Here is a 15,165-nt window from a genome sequence, read left to right as displayed (position 1 = left end):
TCAAATGCGGCAAACGACACGCATCGTCCGGCTCCGTGAGCGCGTGCCGGGCCCTCAGGCCTTGGAGTTGCGCCGCCGGCTCATTTTCCACAATGCGCCGAGCAATACCGGCACGATCGCCGCGCCGATCCCCACCAGCACGATCACATTCAGATACTGCTTGATGAACGGAATGTTGCCGAAGAAGTAGCCGAGCAGTACGAGCAGCAGCACCCAGAACAGCGCGCCCAGCACGTTGAACAACTGGAAGCGCGCGTGGCTCATGCCGGACACACCCGCGACGAACGGCGCAAACGTCCGGACCACCGGCACGAAACGCGCAATGACGATGGTCTTGCCGCCATGACGCTCGTAGAAGTTGTGCGTCTTCTGCAGCGCGGCGCGGTCGAGGAAGCGTTCGAGCACGGGGATGTTGGTGTCGAAGACCTTCGGCCCGATGGCGCGGCCGATCCAGTAGTTCAGCGTGTTGCCGGTGACGGCGGCGATCAGCAGCAGCGCGATCAGCGCCAGCAGATTCATCTCGTGGGACGCGGCAAACGCGCCGCCGATGAACAGCAGCGAATCGCCCGGCAGGAACGGGAACACAACAAGCCCGGTCTCGCAGAATACGATCAGGAACAACACCGCGTAGACCCAGGCGCCGTAGCTCTGGATGAAGACCCCCAGCGACTTGTCGATGTGCAGGATGAGTCCCAGGAATTGCAGCAGCGTGTCCAAAAGCGTTCCTCGAAAGAAGTCCAGTGGCCGCGGCGAGCGGCGCATCCGGGGGTCGGAAAAGGGAGTCGCGCCATGATACCGAAGTGCCGCGTCGCGTCAGTTAAAAAGCACGCAGTGGGGCACGCGTTCAGGCGTCTGGGCGAAACGGCCGACGTCGGGGCGGCTACGGGCGAATCGCTATAATTTCGCCATGGCCGACCTCAACGAACCCTCCGCCGCCGCTTTGACCGCGGATGCCCCGCGCCGTTCGCGCGGCATCGCGCCGCTGCCCGACCAGCTCATCAGCCAGATCGCCGCGGGCGAAGTGGTGGAACGGCCGGCGTCGGTGGTCAAGGAACTGCTCGAAAATGCCCTCGATGCCGGCGCCCGGACGCTGCGCATCACGCTCGACGAAGGCGGCGTCAAGCGCATCGTCGTCGCCGATGACGGCTGCGGCATGCCACCCGGCGAACTGCCGCTCGCGCTGCTGCGCCATGCGACCAGCAAGATCCGCTCGCTTGCCGACCTCGAAGCGGTTGCCACGCTCGGGTTTCGCGGCGAAGCGATTGCGTCGATTGCCTCGGTGGCCGAGTTGTTCATCACGAGCCGCACCGACGCCTGCCCGCACGCCACCCGCATCGATGCCCAGACCGGCGTGCTGTCGCCCGCGGCGGGCACGACCGGCACGACCATGGAAGTGCGCGAGCTGTATTTCAACACGCCTGCGCGCCGCAAGTTTCTGAAAAGCGAACAGACCGAACTGGGCCATTGCCTGGACGTGATACGCCGCACGGCGCTGGCGCGCCCGGACGTGGCGATCTCGGTGATGCACAACGGCCGTGCCGTCGAACACTGGAACGCCACCGATCCGCAAACGCGCGTCGCGAAGATCCTGGGCGAGGTCTTCGAAACCGCGCACCTGCCGCTCGACGAACGCGCCGGGCCGCTCGCCGTCTACGGCTGCGCGGGCCTGCCCACCGCCAGCCGCGGCCGCGCCGACCAGCAATACTTCTTCGTCAACGGCCGCTTCGTGCGCGACAAGCTGCTGACCCACGCGGTGCGCGCCGCCTACGAAGACGTGCTGCACGGCAATCGTTACCCCGCCTACGTGCTGTTTCTGGATCTGCCGCCCGAATCCGTCGATGTGAACGTGCATCCCTCGAAGATCGAGGTGCGCTTCCGCGATTCACGCTCGATTCACCAGTACGTGTTCCATGCCGTGCAGCGGGCGCTGGCACGGCACGCGGGCGCATCGCCGGAAACGACTTCGGGCGGACACGCGGCGCAATTGCAGACAACCGGTCCGGCGTCGTTCAGCGCGAAGCCGTTTGCAGGCAACGATCCGCTCGCCACGCGAGGTACGGGGAGCACGAGTGAGAACGGCACGAACTGGCTGCGCCAGTCGCGCATGACGCAGGGCACCCTGCCGGTCGCGCAGCCGCTGGCGCTGTACGACGCGCTGTTCGGGCGCAAGGACGCGGGCACCTCGAGCGCAACGACGCCGCCGGAGAACCGTGACACGCCCTACCCGACCTCCGCGCAAGCGCCCGTATGGGCCAGCGACAGCGCTACGCCCGCCTACGGACCCGCCGCTTCCACGCAGGCCGACGACCAGCCGCTCGGCTTCGCGGTCGGGCAGATCCATGGCATCTATGTGCTGGCGCAGAACGCGCGCGGGCTTGTCCTCGTCGACATGCACGCGGCCCACGAACGCATTCTCTACGAACAGTTCAAGCATGCCCTCGCCGATCACACCGTCGCGGTGCAGCCGCTGCTGATTCCGGTGTCGATGACGGCGGAACCGGTGGAAATCGGCATCGTCGAGGAAGAGAAAGAGACGCTCGATGCGCTCGGCTTCGATCTTGCGGTGCTCTCGCCGACTTCCATCGCGATCCGCGCCGTGCCCGCGTTGCTGAAGGACGCCGATCTGCAGACGCTCGCGCACGCCGTGCTCGCCGACCTGCATGCCTACGGCGGCTCGCGCGTGCTGACCGAGCGCCAGCACGAACTGCTCGGCACGCTCGCGTGCCACAACGCGGTGCGGGCGAACCGCCGCCTGACGCTCGACGAAATGAACGCGCTGCTGCGCCAGATGGAAGCGACGGAGCGCGCGGATCAGTGCAACCACGGGCGGCCGACCTGGTTCCAGCTGACGCTCGCGGATCTCGACCGCCTCTTCATGCGCGGACAATGAGCGCTGCCGCCCTGCCCGTAGCCTGTCTGCTCGGACCGACGGCGTCCGGCAAGACTGCCGCCGCGCTCGCGTTCGCGGCGCGGCATCCGGTCGAGATCATCAGTGTGGATTCGGCGCTGGTGTATCGCGAGATGGATGTCGGTACGGCGAAGCCGAGCGCCGAAGAGCGCGTGGCGGCGCCGCATCATCTGATCGACATCATCGATCCGGCCGAGTCCTACTCCGCCGCGCAGTTTCGCGCCGATACGCTGCGGCTGGTCGAGGAAATCGTCGCGCGCGGCCGGCTGCCGTTGCTGGTCGGCGGCACGATGCTCTACTTCAAGGCGCTGACGCAGGGCCTCAACGATCTGCCGGGCGCCGATCCCGCGGTGCGCGCCGCCCTCGATGCCGACGCCGAACGCGACGGCTGGCCCGCGCTGCACGCACGTCTCGCGGCGCTCGATCCGGACACGGCAGCACGGCTCGCGCCGAACGATTCACAGCGCATCCAGCGCGCGCTCGAAATTCACATGCTGACCGGCCAGCCGATGTCCGCGTTGCTCGCCGCGCCGCGCGTGGTCGAGCGGGACATGCGCTGGCGCTTCGTGCCGGTGGCGCTGGAGCCATCGGACCGGGCGGTGCTGCACGCGCGCATCGAGGCGCGCTTCGATGCGATGCTGGCGCACGGTTTCATCGACGAAGTGAAGCGCCTGCGCGCGCGCGGCGATCTCGATCTGTCGATGCCGTCGATGCGCTGCGTCGGGTATCGGCAGGCGTGGGAATACCTCGATGGCGCGACGCCCTACGACGAGATGCGCGACAAGGGCGTGTTCGCGACGCGTCAACTGTGCAAGCGGCAGTTGACCTGGCTGCGCGGGATGCCGGAGCGGGTCGTGGTGGATTGTTGCGCGGCGGATGCGCCGGAAAGGGCGATGGAGGCGCTGGAGCGGGCGGCGGCACTCTGATCCGCTTGACTTGGTCTTGAGGCGCCGCGCGCACATCGACAGGACATTCTGCGCATCGTCACGACGAATCACGCCGCCAATGCTCGCGTATTCGGCTCGGTACTGCACGGCGACGAAAGCGATCTCGGCCTTCTCGTCGATGCGCTGCCAGGCGCCACATTGCTCGATCTCGGCGCCATTCAGGTTGAGCTGGAGGACTTGCTCGGCGTGTCGGTAGACGTTGTGACGCCCCCAGGACTCGCCGCCGAAATTCCGCCGCGACGTGCTCGACGAGGCGCTGTCTTTATGAACGCGAAACAGCGGCAATTGCGTCTCTCGAACGGCGCGCGAGTACATCGCGCGCATGGACAAGGCCGAGTTCATGGAAACGCCCATGATCCAGCAAGCCGTCATTTTGAATCTCATCGTGATCGGAGAGGCGGCGGTTCAGATCGAAACAGAATTCCCGGCGTTCGCGCAGGCCAATGCCGCGGTTCCGTGGAAGAAGCTGCGCGATATGCGGAACCGCATGACCCATGGGTACTTCGACACTAACCTGGACATCGTCTGGGAAACGGTACAGACAGCCTTGCCCGATCTGGAGCGCCGCTTGGCTCAGCCGCTCGAATAGTGCGAGGTATCTGAAACGGCAACGCACAAACAAAAAACCCTCGCAAAGCGCGAGGGTTTCTCTCGTTCTGACTGGGCAACCAGCCTCAAACCACCACCGTCTGCGCCTCGCCCGCCTGACTTTCGCGCACGACGCCGATCTTCCAGACCTGCTCGCCCGCGCCCGACAACAGACCGATGGCCGCTTCCGCATCTTCCGCCGCGACGATCACCGCCATGCCGATACCGCAGTTGAACACCCGATGCATCTCCGCATCCGCGACGCCGCCATGCTTCTGCAGCCACGCGAACAGCGGCGGCAACGGCCAGGCGCGGTGATCCAGTTCCGCCGTCAGCCCGTCGCGCAGCACGCGCGGAATGTTCTCCACCAGCCCGCCGCCGGTGATGTGCGCCATGCCCTTCACCGTGATGCTCTGCATCGCCTGCAACAGCGGCTTCACGTAGATGCGCGTGGGCGCCATCAGCGCGTCGGCGAGCGTGCGGCCGTCGAAGTCGGCGTTCAGGTCCGGATTCGCGCGCTCGATGATCTTGCGCACCAGCGAATAGCCGTTCGAATGGATGCCGCTCGACGCCAGCCCCAGCAACACGTCGCCCGGCTTGATCGTGCTGCCGTCGATGATCTTGCTCTTCTCCACCGCGCCCACCGCGAAACCCGCGAGGTCGTATTCGCCGTCGGGATACATGCCTGGCATTTCCGCCGTCTCGCCACCGATCAGCGCACAGCCCGCCAGTTCGCAACCCCGCGCGATGCCCTTCACGACGTCCGCTGCCGTGTCCACGTCCAGCTTGCCGCAGGCGAAGTAATCGAGGAAGAACAACGGCTCGGCGCCCTGCACGAGGATGTCGTTGACGCTCATCGCGACGAGATCCTGGCCCACGGTGTCGTGGCGGTTCAGCGTGAACGCGAGACGCAGCTTGGTGCCGACGCCGTCCGTGCCCGACACGAGCACCGGCTCCTTGTACTTCTTCGGCACCTCGAACAGCGCGCCGAATCCGCCGATGCCGCCCAGCACGCCATCACGCAACGTCTTCTTGGCAAAGGGCTTGATGCGATCGACGAGCGCGTCGCCGGCGTCGATGTCCACGCCCGCGTCGCGGTAAGACAAACCTTGGGTTTCCGGGGTGGATTTCGGCTGATTCATGGGGGAGGTGCGAGAAGGTCGGTAAAATGCGATTTTACCCGATGATGACCCGCCGACCGATTCTCACGCTGTTGCCACGCGCGAGCATCGCTGCGGCAACGGCGCCCCGGACTCCGGCGCGGCCGCGCGTCGTGCCCGTTACGGCGCGCGCACGGCCGGCGGCGGTTATCCTGCACCACCGCGTCGCTCATCCGCGCCGCCTGCCCGCGTCGCGCACCCGCGCGGCCTGGCCGCACGTTTCGAAACCTGCCCGACCCCAGGCCCGACGACTCCGATTCCCGTGCAACGCCAACTGACGCTCGATCTCGGCACGCCGCCGCCCGCCACCTTCGCCAACTTCTTCGCCGCCGGCAATCACGAACTGATTTCGCGGCTGCGCGACCTCGAAGGCGCGCTCGCGGCCGGACCGGTCGCCGACCGCACGTTCTATATCTGGGGCGAGCCGGGCAGCGGCCGCAGTCACCTGCTGCAGGCGCTGATCCACGAAGCCAGCGGCCACGCGCGCTATATGAGCCCGCAAAGCGCCCTCAACGCGTTCAACTTCGATCCGCGCGTGACGCTCTATGCCGTCGACGATTGCGATGTCCTTTCACCCGCCCAGCAGATCGCCCTCTTCAACCTGTTCAACGAAGTGCGCGCGCATCCGCTGAGCGCGCTGGTCGCAACCGGCAACGACGCGCCGCTCGCGCTCACGGTGCGCGAAGACCTGCGCACGCGGCTCGGCTGGGGTCTCGTGTTCCATCTCCAGCCGCTCTCCGACGACGCCAAGGCCGCCGTGCTGAAGCACGCGGCGCGCGAGCGCGGCATCGTGCTGGCGGACGACGTGCCGGGCTACCTGCTCACGCATTTTCGCCGCGACATGCCGAGCCTGATGGCGCTGCTCGACGAACTCGACCGCTTCTCGCTCGAACAGAAACGCGCGGTGACGCGCCCGCTGCTGCGCGCCATGCTGCAACAGGGCGGACGCGGCGCGCCGGCCGACCTGCCCGGCGAGCCGTCCGGTCCGGATGCGCCGCCCGCCGCCCCGGACAACGATCCGACCCGCTTCAAGTAAAATGCGCACCCATGAACCTCGCCCTCTTTGATCTCGACCACACGCTCATCCCCACCGACAGCGACCACGAATGGGGCCGCTTCATGGTGAAGCTGGGCATCGTCGACGCGGATTCCTTCGCGCGCCAGAACGATGCCTTCTACGCCGACTACAAGGCGGGCGTGCTCGACATCAACGCCTATCTGCATGCCATGCTCGCGCCGCTCGCGAAATATTCGCGCGCGCAGCTCACCGACTGGCACGCGCAGTTCATGCAGGAAGTGATCAACCCGCGCATCGTGCCGTCCGCCGTCACGCTGGTGCGCGAGCATCAGGACAACGGCGACCTCTGCTGTCTCGTCACCGCGACCAACGCGTTCATCACCGCGCCGATCGCCGAGGCCTTCGGCATCGAAACGCTGATCGCCTGCGAAGTCGAAACCGTCGACGATCATCCGCACGGCGCGCTCACCGGCAAGCCGACCGGCACGCCGAGCTATCGCGAGGGCAAGATCGTGCGCGTGGAGCAGTGGCTCGCCACGCTCGGCAAGACGCTCGACGACTTCAAGCACAGCTTCTTCTACAGCGACTCGCATAACGACATCCCGCTCCTCGAGCGCGTCACCGACCCCGTCGCCACCAATCCCGACGACACCCTGCGCGCGCATGCGCAAGCCCGAGGCTGGCGCATTCTGAATCTCTTCGACACACGTGATTAAAAAACTCATCCGCAAGCTGTTCGGGCAAGAAAGCGCCGAATCCATCGGGACCGCGCCCAACGACACGCCGACAGCTTCGCCCGACGCCCGCCCTGCCCGCCCCGCCAGCAGAAGCCCGCGCAAGAAAGCCGCCGCGCCGCCCCGGCGCGACCCGAGCGTGCCGGTCATCCTGTCGTCGGAGATCCACGGCATCGATCCGTCGCTGATCTCGAAGAACGCCGTGCGCGTCACCGACGGCCTGCAGCATGCGGGGCATCGCGCGTTCATCGTCGGCGGCGCGGTGCGCGACCTGTTGCTCGGCGTCGCGCCCAAGGACTTCGACGTCGCCACCGACGCGACCCCCGACCAGGTGCAGAAGCTGTTCCGCCGCGCGCGCATCATCGGCCGGCGCTTTCAGATCGTGCACGTGCAGTTCGGCCAGGACATCATCGAGACCTCGACCTTCCGCGCGCTGATGGACGCGCCGCCGGAACCCGCCGCCGAGCCGCCGCGCCGGCTGAAGCGCGGTGAACTCGACAGCCGCACGCACGCCGTGGATGCGAGCGGCCGCGTGCTGCGCGACAACGTCTGGGGCGAGCAGCACGAGGACGCCACGCGCCGCGACTTCACCATCAACGCGATGTACTACGATCCGGCCACGCAGACCGTGCTGGACTATCACGACGGCATGGCCGACATCCGCGCGCGCCTGCTGCGCATGATCGGCGACCCGGCCACGCGTTATCGCGAGGACCCGGTGCGCATGCTGCGCGTGGTGCGCTTCGCGGCGAAGCTCGGTTTCGAGATCGACGAAGCCACGCGCGCGCCGATCAAGGAACTCGCCGACCTGATGAACAACGTGCCGGCCGCGCGTCTGTTCGATGAAATGCTCAAGCTGCTGCTGTCCGGCCACGCGCTCGCGTGTCTCACGCGGCTGCGCCAGGAAGGTCTGCATCATGGCGTGCTGCCCTTGCTCGACGTGGTGCTCGAACAGCCGCACGGCGAGAAGTTCGTCACGCTCGCGCTCACCAGCACCGACGAACGCGTGCGCGCGGGCAAGCCGGTGTCGCCGGGCTTCCTGTTCGCCACGCTGTTGTGGCACGACGTGCAGACCCGCTGGCAGCAATACACGGCGAACGGCGAGTATCCGGTGCCGGCGCTGCATCGCGCGATGGACGACGTGCTCGACATGCAGACCGAGAAGCTCGCGATCCACAAGCGCTTCTCGTCCGACATGCGCGAGATCTGGGGTCTTCAGCACCGGCTGGAAAAACGCGGCCGCAGTGCGCTGAAGCTGCTCGAACACCCGCGCTTCCGGGCGGGGTATGATTTCCTGCTGCTGCGTTGCGAATCGGGCGAGCTCGATGCGGAGATCGGTCAATGGTGGACCGACTTCATCGAGAGCGATCACGTTGCGCGTGAAGGCCTGCTCACGCAAGGCGGCAAGGAAAGCAGCGGCCCGAAGAAGCGGCGCCGCCGCAGCAACGCCAAGCGCCGTTCGGGCGATGCCGCCGCAGCCGGTCCGCAAACCGAAATGAATTCAGGCAGTGTTGACGGCCCCGCACCGGACAACGCAAGCAGGCGCGAAGACGCGGACAACGCATGACGCAGGTTTTGGTTAAAGTAGCGCAGAGCGACATCGCCTGAGTGTGTCGCTTGTCCGCTTCTGCTTTTGCTGAGACCCACGCGTAGGACTTCTGCCATGACGATTGCTTATCTGGGCCTGGGAGCGAATCTCGGCGATGCGCGCCAGACCCTGAAAGACGCCGTCGTGTGTCTCGCCCAGCAGCACACGATCACCGTGCTCGCGAAGTCGAGCCTCTACCGGACTGCGCCCATCGACGCCACCGGCGACGACTACTTCAACTGCGTCGTCAAGCTCGAGACCAGCCTGCCCGCCCGCGCGCTGCTGCGTCTGTGCCACGGCATCGAAGAGCAGTTCGGACGCGAGCGGCCGTATCGCAACGCGCCGCGCACGCTCGATCTCGACATCCTGCTGTACGGCGCATCGAGCGTCGACGAACCGGATCTCGTCGTGCCGCATCCGCGCATGACCGAGCGCGCCTTCGTGCTGGTGCCGCTCATCGAACTCGAACCCGATCTCATCCTGCCCCAGCGCGGCCGCGCGGATGCCTTCATGGCGGCCGTCGTCGAGCAGCGCATCGAGAAAGTCGCCGCCTGCCAGTGCATGGCCGGCTCACCCGCACGCGGCGCGGATCCCGCCGCCTCCAACAAGACCGATTGCCGATGAGCGTCCCGCCTCTGACCGTCACCGCGCCGCAACTCAAGCCGCCGCATCGCTACATTGCGATCGAAGGGCCGATCGGCGTCGGCAAGACCACGCTCGCCACGCTGCTCGCCGAACGCTGGTCGATGCGCACGCTGTTCGAGCGTCCGCAGGACAACCCGTTTCTCGAACGCTTCTATCGCGACACGTCGCGCCACGCGCTCGCCACGCAACTGAGCTTTGCGTTGCAGCGCACGGCGCAGGCAGCGGAGGCCGCCGGCATCGTCGCGAGCGGCACGCCGCTGATGGCCGACTTCGTCACGCAGAAGAGCGAACTGTTCGCGCGCCTCACGCTGAGCGACGATGAGTTCCAGTTGTACAAGGACATCGCGGGCCGTCTGCACGCCAGCGGTCCCGCGCCCGATCTCGTCATCTATTTGCAGGCCAGTCCCGAAGTGCTGTTCTCGCGCATTCAAAAGCGCGCGCTGCCGATGGAACTGCAGATCTCCGACGCCTATCTGCGCGCGCTGTGCGACGCCTACAACGAGTTCTTCTATCACTACGACGCGACGCCGCTGCTCACCGTGAACGCGGAACATCTGAATCCGCTCGCGTCGGATGAAGATCTCGCCTTGCTTCTGGAGCGCATCGACAGCATGCGCGGGCGCAAGGAATTCTTTGTCAAGGGCGTGTCGGCGTGAGCGCATGACGGCGTAGTGATGCAACGGCGCCCTTTCTCCTCTCCAGTGAAACCATCATGACGTACCTGCAGGAAACGAATCGCTCGACGATCACCGTCCCCAAGCTCCAGGCCATGCGCGAGGCAGGCGAACGCATCGCGATGCTGACCTGCTACGACGCGAGCTTCGCCGCGCTGCTCGACCGCGCGGGCGTCGATGTGCTGCTGATCGGCGACTCGCTCGGCAACGTGCTGCAAGGCCACGGCACGACGCTGCCGGTGACGGTGGACGACATCGCCTATCACACGGCCTCGGTGACGCGCGGCAACAAGAGCGCGCTGATCGTCGCCGACATGCCGTTCGGCACGCTCGGCTCGAAGGAAGAAGCCTACGGTCACGCCGTCAAGCTGATGCGCGCGGGCGCGCAGATGGTGAAGATCGAAGGCGGCGAGTGGCTAGCGGAAACGGTGCGCTTTCTCGTCGAACGGTCGATTCCGGTGTGCGGGCATGTCGGCCTGACGCCGCAATCGGTGCATGCGTTCGGCGGCTTCAAGGTGCAGGGCAAATCGGACGCCGCGGCCGAACGCATGAAGCGCGACGCCCTCGCGCTCCAGGAAGCGGGCGCGCAACTGCTCGTGATCGAAGCCGTGCCCACCTTGCTCGCCCGTGACGTGACGCAGGGCCTCGCCATTCCGACGATCGGCATCGGCGCAGGTATCGACTGTTCGGGGCAGGTGCTCGTGCTGCACGACATGCTCGGCATCTTTCATGGCAAGCGTCCGCGCTTCGTCAAGGATTTCATGCAGGGTCAGCCGAACATCTTCGCCGGCGTCGAGGCCTATGTCCGCGCGGTCAAGGACGGCAGCTTCCCCGGTCCGGAACACACCTTCTGACGCGCTGCGGGCCGCACGCTCCGGCCCTGCATATCCTGCCCACGAATTGCGTTTTCTCGTACATACTGGCGAGCTTCTTGCGGCTATGCTCGACAACAGTCACTAAAAAACAGCGAGAACGATCATGTGGCAAGTTCTTCCCGACGAGTACGTTCGGGCCCAGCTGGCAGTCGGTTCACTCGTCGCGCTCGGGGTGGCGCGCGTGGTGGCGGCGGGCATCGGCGCCCAGCGCGGATGGCGCATCACGCGGGTGACGCGCTGTTTCATCGGCGCGGCGGCGGTGTTCTGCTTGCCGCAACTGCTCGAAGTCATCTTTTATAGCGACTCGCACCTGGCCTTCGTCGAATTGCAGGGGAAGGTCATTGGCTGCGCGGTGGCACTGTTCTGTGCGCCGATCATCAGTCACCGGCTCGGGTACGAATAGGCGGAGAGTCGAACAGGCGCGGCCAGCCGCTCAACCCGCGAGCGACGCGCCCGGCACGCTGTGAGACAGCACGGCCGCGGCGACGAACACGCCGGCCATCAGCAATGCTTCGAGGCGCAGAACGTTGATGACCGTGTGCGCATCCGCTGTCGCCGCGCTGCGCTGCAAACGCGGCAGTCCCGACCAGCGGTTCAGCGCGCCGAGCAGCAGCGCCGCCGCGATCAAGCCAAGCTTGACGAGCAGTGCATGACCCCATGCGCTCGACATGAGCACGCCCGGCGAGCCGCCGGTGCCGCGCCACGCGTTGAACGCGCCCGTCGCGATGACCAGCGCCACCGCGACCATCGCCGCGCGCGACATGCGCGCCGTCAGGCGGATCAGCGTTGCGCGCGCCGTCGATGTATCCAGCGCCGGCAACACCCACGCGCCCGCGATGACCACGCCGCCCCATCCAGCCGTTGCAAGCAGATGCAACGCCTGCACGGCTTCGGCCGCGGAGAACGCTCCGGCGTCGGCCGCATGTCCGACCGCCGACTTGCCCGCTGCCACGATCAGCACCGCGCACGCAGCCAGTCCCGTCCGCGCTGCCGATGCCGGCCGGTCCGACACGGCGGCAAGCCACAACAGCACGCTGCCCGCCAGACTGACCGATCCGCCGATACCCGCATGCGTGCCCGTGGCCACGAGCCACAGCGAGGCGCCGGCCTTGATGACGGGCGCGCCGCTCATCGCCGCTGCTTCCAGCCAGAGCGACGCAAAGCTGCACAGCACGAGCACGCTCGCGGCGCCGGCCCCGATGCGCGCGGCCCGTCGCCAGCCGGCCAGCGCCGGCGAAAGCGGCGCAAAGGCCTGTTCCCGGGACAGCCACACTCTGAACATCAAGGCGCCAAGCGCGCAGGCGAAAGCGATATCCGCGGCCGCCGCGAAAGCGGTCTGCGCGAACCAAAGGGAATCGTCACTCATCGTGCAAGGTGTACTGCAAGAGCAAAGGGAAGGCGCATGGCCAGGAGGATGATCCTGGAGAGAAACCGGAGCGAGTCTAAACCAGGCCGGGGAAGTCGATCGGACAGGTCACGGTGCGGCACAGCATCGATTGCCTGCAAAACGCCTTGCAATTTGCCCATGCACTTCCGAAACTGCATGGATCGTATGGGCTGAAGCGTGCTTCCGAGTCGAGTCTTTGTCGAATGACAAGGCCTGGCTTTTGAACCGTTCGCTGCTGCGCGGCAAATTGTCGCGAATGCACTGCAACCGGACTCACGGCGCGATTGTGTCAAATAGTCATCATCATGCATCGATGATAGAATGCCGCGTCGCATCAGAGGCTCGTCGAGCCGCTGTGGCCGTGGTCCGCCACCTGTCGCCACTGTCAGTCCCCTGCGTGGCCGTGGTTCGCCACCTTCGCACCGAGCCGCACGAAGCTCGGCAGGTCCCCGAATTTCATGGAGTGTCGCGTGTTTCCAAGACGCATCTTCCGTCCGCTGCTTGCCTTGGCTCTGATCAGCAGCGCCGGCGTTTTCGGCGCACAAGCGCAAGCCCAGACGGCCAATCAGCCGGCGACCGACAGCATGGCCGCGCGCGTGCAAGGCTGCACCGCGTGCCACGGCGTTCACGGCGAAGGCACGGACAACGACTACTTCCCGCGTCTGGCCGGCAAGCCTGCGGACTATCTGTACAACCAGCTCCAGAATTTCCGCGAAGGCCGGCGCAAGTATCCGCCGATGAACTACCTCGTCACGTACCTCTCGGACGACTACCTTCATCAGATCGCCACGTACTTCTCAAATCAGCGTCCCCCGTATCCGCCGCCTGCCAAGTCGAACGTGTCGAGCAGCACGCTCGCGCGCGGCCAGCAGATCGTGCTGAACGGCGATCCCTCGAAGAACATTCCCGCTTGCGCGGCCTGCCACGGCAAGGGTCTCACCGGCATGCAGCCGGCCATTCCGGGGCTCGTCGGCCTGCATTCGGACTACATCAGCGCGCAGGTCGGCGCATGGAAGTCGGGCACGCGTCACGCGAAGGCTCCTGACTGCATGCAGCAGATCGCCTCGCGCCTGACGGACGACGACGTCACTGCCGTCGCCGCCTGGCTCTCCACGCAACAAGCACCCGCCAACCCGGTGCCCGCGCCCGCTGGCTCGTTGAAGATGCCGCTCACCTGCGGCAGCGAACCGCAATAAGGCGTCTGGAGCGACAACACAATGAAACGCAAGTCCCTGTTCGCACTTTCCTCGGCTGTCGTGGTGGCAGCCGTCGCAGCCGGCGCCGTCCTCTGGTCGGGCGGCGACAACCTGCATTCGGGCGGCGCCGTCGCGGCGACGCCGGCCGACAAGGCCGCCCTCATCAAGCAAGGCGAGTATCTGGCCCGCGCCGGCGACTGTATCGCGTGCCATACGGTGCGCGGCGGCAAGCAGTTCGGCGGCGGCCTGCCGATGGCCACGCCGTTCGGCACCATGTTCACGCCGAACATCACGCCGGACGATCAATACGGCATCGGCAAGTGGACGTCGGACGACTTCTACCGCGCGATGCACACGGGCCGATCGAAGGACGGCAGCCTGCTTTACCCGGGCTTCCCGTTCACGAGCTACACGAAGGTCACGCGCGCCGATTCGGATGCAATCTACGCGTACCTGCGCTCGGTCGCGCCGGTCAATGAGCCGAGCCGTCCGCACGAACTGCGCTTCCCGTTCAACAACCGCAACCTGCTGATCGGCTGGCGCACGCTGTTCTTCTCGGAAGGCGAGTACAAGCCGGATCCCACCAAGTCGGTCGAATGGAACCGCGGCGCGTACCTGGTCGAAGGCCTCGGCCATTGCGGCATGTGCCATACGTCGATCAACGCGATGGGCGGCCCGGTCAGCTCGGCGGCCTTTGCCGGCGGCCTGATCCCGCTGCAGAACTGGTATGCGCCGTCGCTGACGTCGAACAAGGAAGCCGGCCTCGGCGACTGGGACCTGAAGGACATCAACGACCTGCTGAAGACCGGCGTGTCGCAGCGCGGCGCGGTGTTCGGTCCGATGGCCGAAGTGGTCCACAACAGCCTGCAGTACATGACCGACGCGGACATCAACGCGATCTCGACGTATCTCAAGTCGATCCCGCAGAAGAAGGAAGCGCCGGAAGTCATGCAGCTCGAAACCTCCGAGAAGTTCGGCGGCGAACTGCTGACGCTGGGCAAGAAGGTGTACACCGAGAACTGCGCGAAGTGCCACGCGGAGAACGGTCTCGGCAAGCCGCCGGCTTACCCGCCGCTCGCCAACAACCAGTCCATCCAGATGCCGTCGGCCGTCAACCCGATCCGCATGACGCTCAACGGCGGTTATCCGCCGAGTACGGAAGGCAACCCGATGCCGCACGGCATGCCGCCGTTCGCACAGGCGCTGTCGGATACGGAAGTGGCTTCGGTCGTGACGTACATCCGTATGTCCTGGGGCAACCACGGTACGCCGGTGTCGCCGCAACAGGTCAGCAACCTGCGTTCGGCGCCGCTGGACTGATGTTCGACTGACATGTCCGGCGGTCATCCGCCTAGACAGCGTACAATACGCCATGGGGCGCAGCCTTCGTTAGTTGGGGCCGCGCCCCTTGTCTTTTGGCTGGGCCGTTTTGTGATTGCCGCGTG

Annotated in this window: 15 protein-coding genes and 1 pseudogene; 13 read left to right on the top strand and 3 right to left on the bottom strand. The window is 66.2% G+C overall.

The window, feature by feature from the left end; translation table 11 throughout:
* Positions 1-54: 54 nt before the first annotated feature.
* A complete protein-coding gene (locus tag QCE69_RS02145; protein WP_309913937.1) occupies positions 55-717 on the bottom strand; it encodes a DedA family protein in 663 nt (220 codons plus the stop codon).
* A 190-nt stretch (positions 718-907) separates the two neighbouring features.
* Here QCE69_RS02145 and mutL point away from each other — a divergent pair, with 190 nt between their 5' ends.
* From mutL to QCE69_RS02130, 4 genes and pseudogenes are all read left to right on the top strand, one after another.
* Positions 908-2,890 carry a DNA mismatch repair endonuclease MutL gene (gene mutL, locus QCE69_RS02140; protein WP_309929222.1) on the top strand — a complete coding sequence of 661 codons (1,983 nt, stop codon included), beginning with the start codon at positions 908-910 and terminating at the stop codon, positions 2,888-2,890.
* The gene (miaA, locus tag QCE69_RS02135) at positions 2,887-3,834 is read left to right on the top strand and encodes a tRNA (adenosine(37)-N6)-dimethylallyltransferase MiaA (protein ID WP_309929220.1); all 948 of its coding nucleotides are present in this window, start codon (positions 2,887-2,889) and stop codon (positions 3,832-3,834) included. The genes mutL and miaA overlap by 4 nt, the downstream gene beginning before the upstream one ends.
* A 45-nt stretch (positions 3,835-3,879) precedes the next feature.
* Positions 3,880-4,123: pseudogene (locus QCE69_RS39475) on the top strand (nucleotidyltransferase family protein).
* A gap of 45 nt (positions 4,124-4,168) precedes the next feature.
* Positions 4,169-4,444, top strand: coding sequence for a DUF86 domain-containing protein (locus QCE69_RS02130; RefSeq protein ID WP_409021192.1), 276 nt, complete (start codon positions 4,169-4,171; stop codon positions 4,442-4,444).
* An 85-nt stretch (positions 4,445-4,529) separates the two neighbouring features.
* Here the strand turns inward: QCE69_RS02130 and purM are convergent, their stop codons facing one another.
* Positions 4,530-5,585: a phosphoribosylformylglycinamidine cyclo-ligase gene (purM, locus tag QCE69_RS02125; protein ID WP_309929217.1), complete on the bottom strand. Its 1,056-nt coding sequence runs from the start codon at positions 5,583-5,585 to the stop codon at positions 4,530-4,532.
* A 274-nt stretch (positions 5,586-5,859) separates the two neighbouring features.
* Between purM and hda the strand changes: the two genes are divergently transcribed.
* The 7 genes from hda to QCE69_RS02090 all read left to right on the top strand — a co-directional run bounded on the left by hda (position 5,860) and on the right by QCE69_RS02090 (position 11,540).
* Complete coding sequence (hda, locus tag QCE69_RS02120) at positions 5,860-6,639, top strand: DnaA regulatory inactivator Hda (protein WP_309931523.1); 780 nt, start codon at positions 5,860-5,862, stop codon at positions 6,637-6,639.
* 11 nt (positions 6,640-6,650) lie between these two features.
* Entirely contained in the window at positions 6,651-7,337 is a 687-nt protein-coding gene (locus QCE69_RS02115) for an HAD family hydrolase (protein WP_309807314.1), read from the top strand.
* Positions 7,330-8,922: a polynucleotide adenylyltransferase PcnB gene (pcnB, locus tag QCE69_RS02110; protein WP_309929214.1), complete on the top strand. Its 1,593-nt coding sequence runs from the start codon at positions 7,330-7,332 to the stop codon at positions 8,920-8,922. Before QCE69_RS02115 ends, pcnB begins: the two co-directional genes overlap by 8 nt.
* Positions 8,923-9,018: 96 nt before the next feature.
* The gene (folK, locus tag QCE69_RS02105) at positions 9,019-9,567 is read left to right on the top strand and encodes a 2-amino-4-hydroxy-6-hydroxymethyldihydropteridine diphosphokinase (RefSeq protein WP_309929213.1); all 549 of its coding nucleotides are present in this window, start codon (positions 9,019-9,021) and stop codon (positions 9,565-9,567) included.
* A complete protein-coding gene (locus QCE69_RS02100; RefSeq protein WP_309929211.1) occupies positions 9,564-10,244 on the top strand; it encodes a deoxynucleoside kinase in 681 nt (226 codons plus the stop codon). The genes folK and QCE69_RS02100 overlap by 4 nt, the downstream gene beginning before the upstream one ends.
* 56 nt (positions 10,245-10,300) lie before the next feature.
* Entirely contained in the window at positions 10,301-11,116 is an 816-nt protein-coding gene (panB, locus tag QCE69_RS02095; RefSeq protein ID WP_309929209.1) for a 3-methyl-2-oxobutanoate hydroxymethyltransferase, read from the top strand.
* Positions 11,117-11,240: 124 nt separating this feature from the next.
* Positions 11,241-11,540: a hypothetical protein gene (locus tag QCE69_RS02090; RefSeq protein WP_309929207.1), complete on the top strand. Its 300-nt coding sequence runs from the start codon at positions 11,241-11,243 to the stop codon at positions 11,538-11,540.
* 30 nt (positions 11,541-11,570) lie between these two features.
* Here QCE69_RS02090 and QCE69_RS02085 read toward each other — a convergent pair whose 3' ends face one another.
* A complete protein-coding gene (locus tag QCE69_RS02085; protein WP_309929205.1) occupies positions 11,571-12,503 on the bottom strand; it encodes a CopD family protein in 933 nt (310 codons plus the stop codon).
* Between the two features lie 479 nt (positions 12,504-12,982).
* On the opposite strand from QCE69_RS02085, the gene QCE69_RS02080 reads away from it, so the two are divergent.
* Together QCE69_RS02080 and QCE69_RS02075 are read left to right on the top strand one after the other, a co-directional pair.
* On the top strand, positions 12,983-13,720 hold the full coding sequence (locus QCE69_RS02080) for a c-type cytochrome (protein WP_309929203.1): 738 nt from the start codon (positions 12,983-12,985) through the stop codon (positions 13,718-13,720).
* A 21-nt stretch (positions 13,721-13,741) separates the two neighbouring features.
* Complete coding sequence (locus QCE69_RS02075; RefSeq protein WP_309913903.1) at positions 13,742-15,040, top strand: cytochrome c; 1,299 nt, start codon at positions 13,742-13,744, stop codon at positions 15,038-15,040.
* Positions 15,041-15,165: the final 125 nt, after the last annotated feature.

The organism is Caballeronia sp. LZ032 (genome assembly GCF_031451315.1).
Classification (GTDB): domain Bacteria; phylum Pseudomonadota; class Gammaproteobacteria; order Burkholderiales; family Burkholderiaceae; genus Caballeronia.
The sequence above is the reverse complement of the archived record's forward strand: the minus strand, read 5'-3'. Positions and strand labels throughout refer to the sequence as shown.

What these genes read in the sequence shown, in the direction of transcription:
- QCE69_RS02100 (WP_309929211.1), top strand. Translation starts at nt 9,564, where the DNA reads ATGAGCGTCCCGCCTCTGACCGTCACCGCGCCGCAACTCAAGCCGCCG.
- miaA (WP_309929220.1), top strand. Translation starts at nt 2,887, where the DNA reads ATGAGCGCTGCCGCCCTGCCCGTAGCCTGTCTGCTCGGACCGACGGCG.
- QCE69_RS02085 (WP_309929205.1), bottom strand. Translation starts at nt 12,503, where the DNA reads ATGAGTGACGATTCCCTTTGGTTCGCGCAGACCGCTTTCGCGGCGGCC.
- QCE69_RS02075 (WP_309913903.1), top strand. Translation starts at nt 13,742, where the DNA reads ATGAAACGCAAGTCCCTGTTCGCACTTTCCTCGGCTGTCGTGGTGGCA.
- QCE69_RS02115 (WP_309807314.1), top strand. Translation starts at nt 6,651, where the DNA reads ATGAACCTCGCCCTCTTTGATCTCGACCACACGCTCATCCCCACCGAC.
- mutL (WP_309929222.1), top strand. Translation starts at nt 908, where the DNA reads ATGGCCGACCTCAACGAACCCTCCGCCGCCGCTTTGACCGCGGATGCC.
- QCE69_RS02080 (WP_309929203.1), top strand. Translation starts at nt 12,983, where the DNA reads ATGGAGTGTCGCGTGTTTCCAAGACGCATCTTCCGTCCGCTGCTTGCC.
- purM (WP_309929217.1), bottom strand. Translation starts at nt 5,585, where the DNA reads ATGAATCAGCCGAAATCCACCCCGGAAACCCAAGGTTTGTCTTACCGC.
- QCE69_RS02090 (WP_309929207.1), top strand. Translation starts at nt 11,241, where the DNA reads ATGTGGCAAGTTCTTCCCGACGAGTACGTTCGGGCCCAGCTGGCAGTC.
- folK (WP_309929213.1), top strand. Translation starts at nt 9,019, where the DNA reads ATGACGATTGCTTATCTGGGCCTGGGAGCGAATCTCGGCGATGCGCGC.
- panB (WP_309929209.1), top strand. Translation starts at nt 10,301, where the DNA reads ATGACGTACCTGCAGGAAACGAATCGCTCGACGATCACCGTCCCCAAG.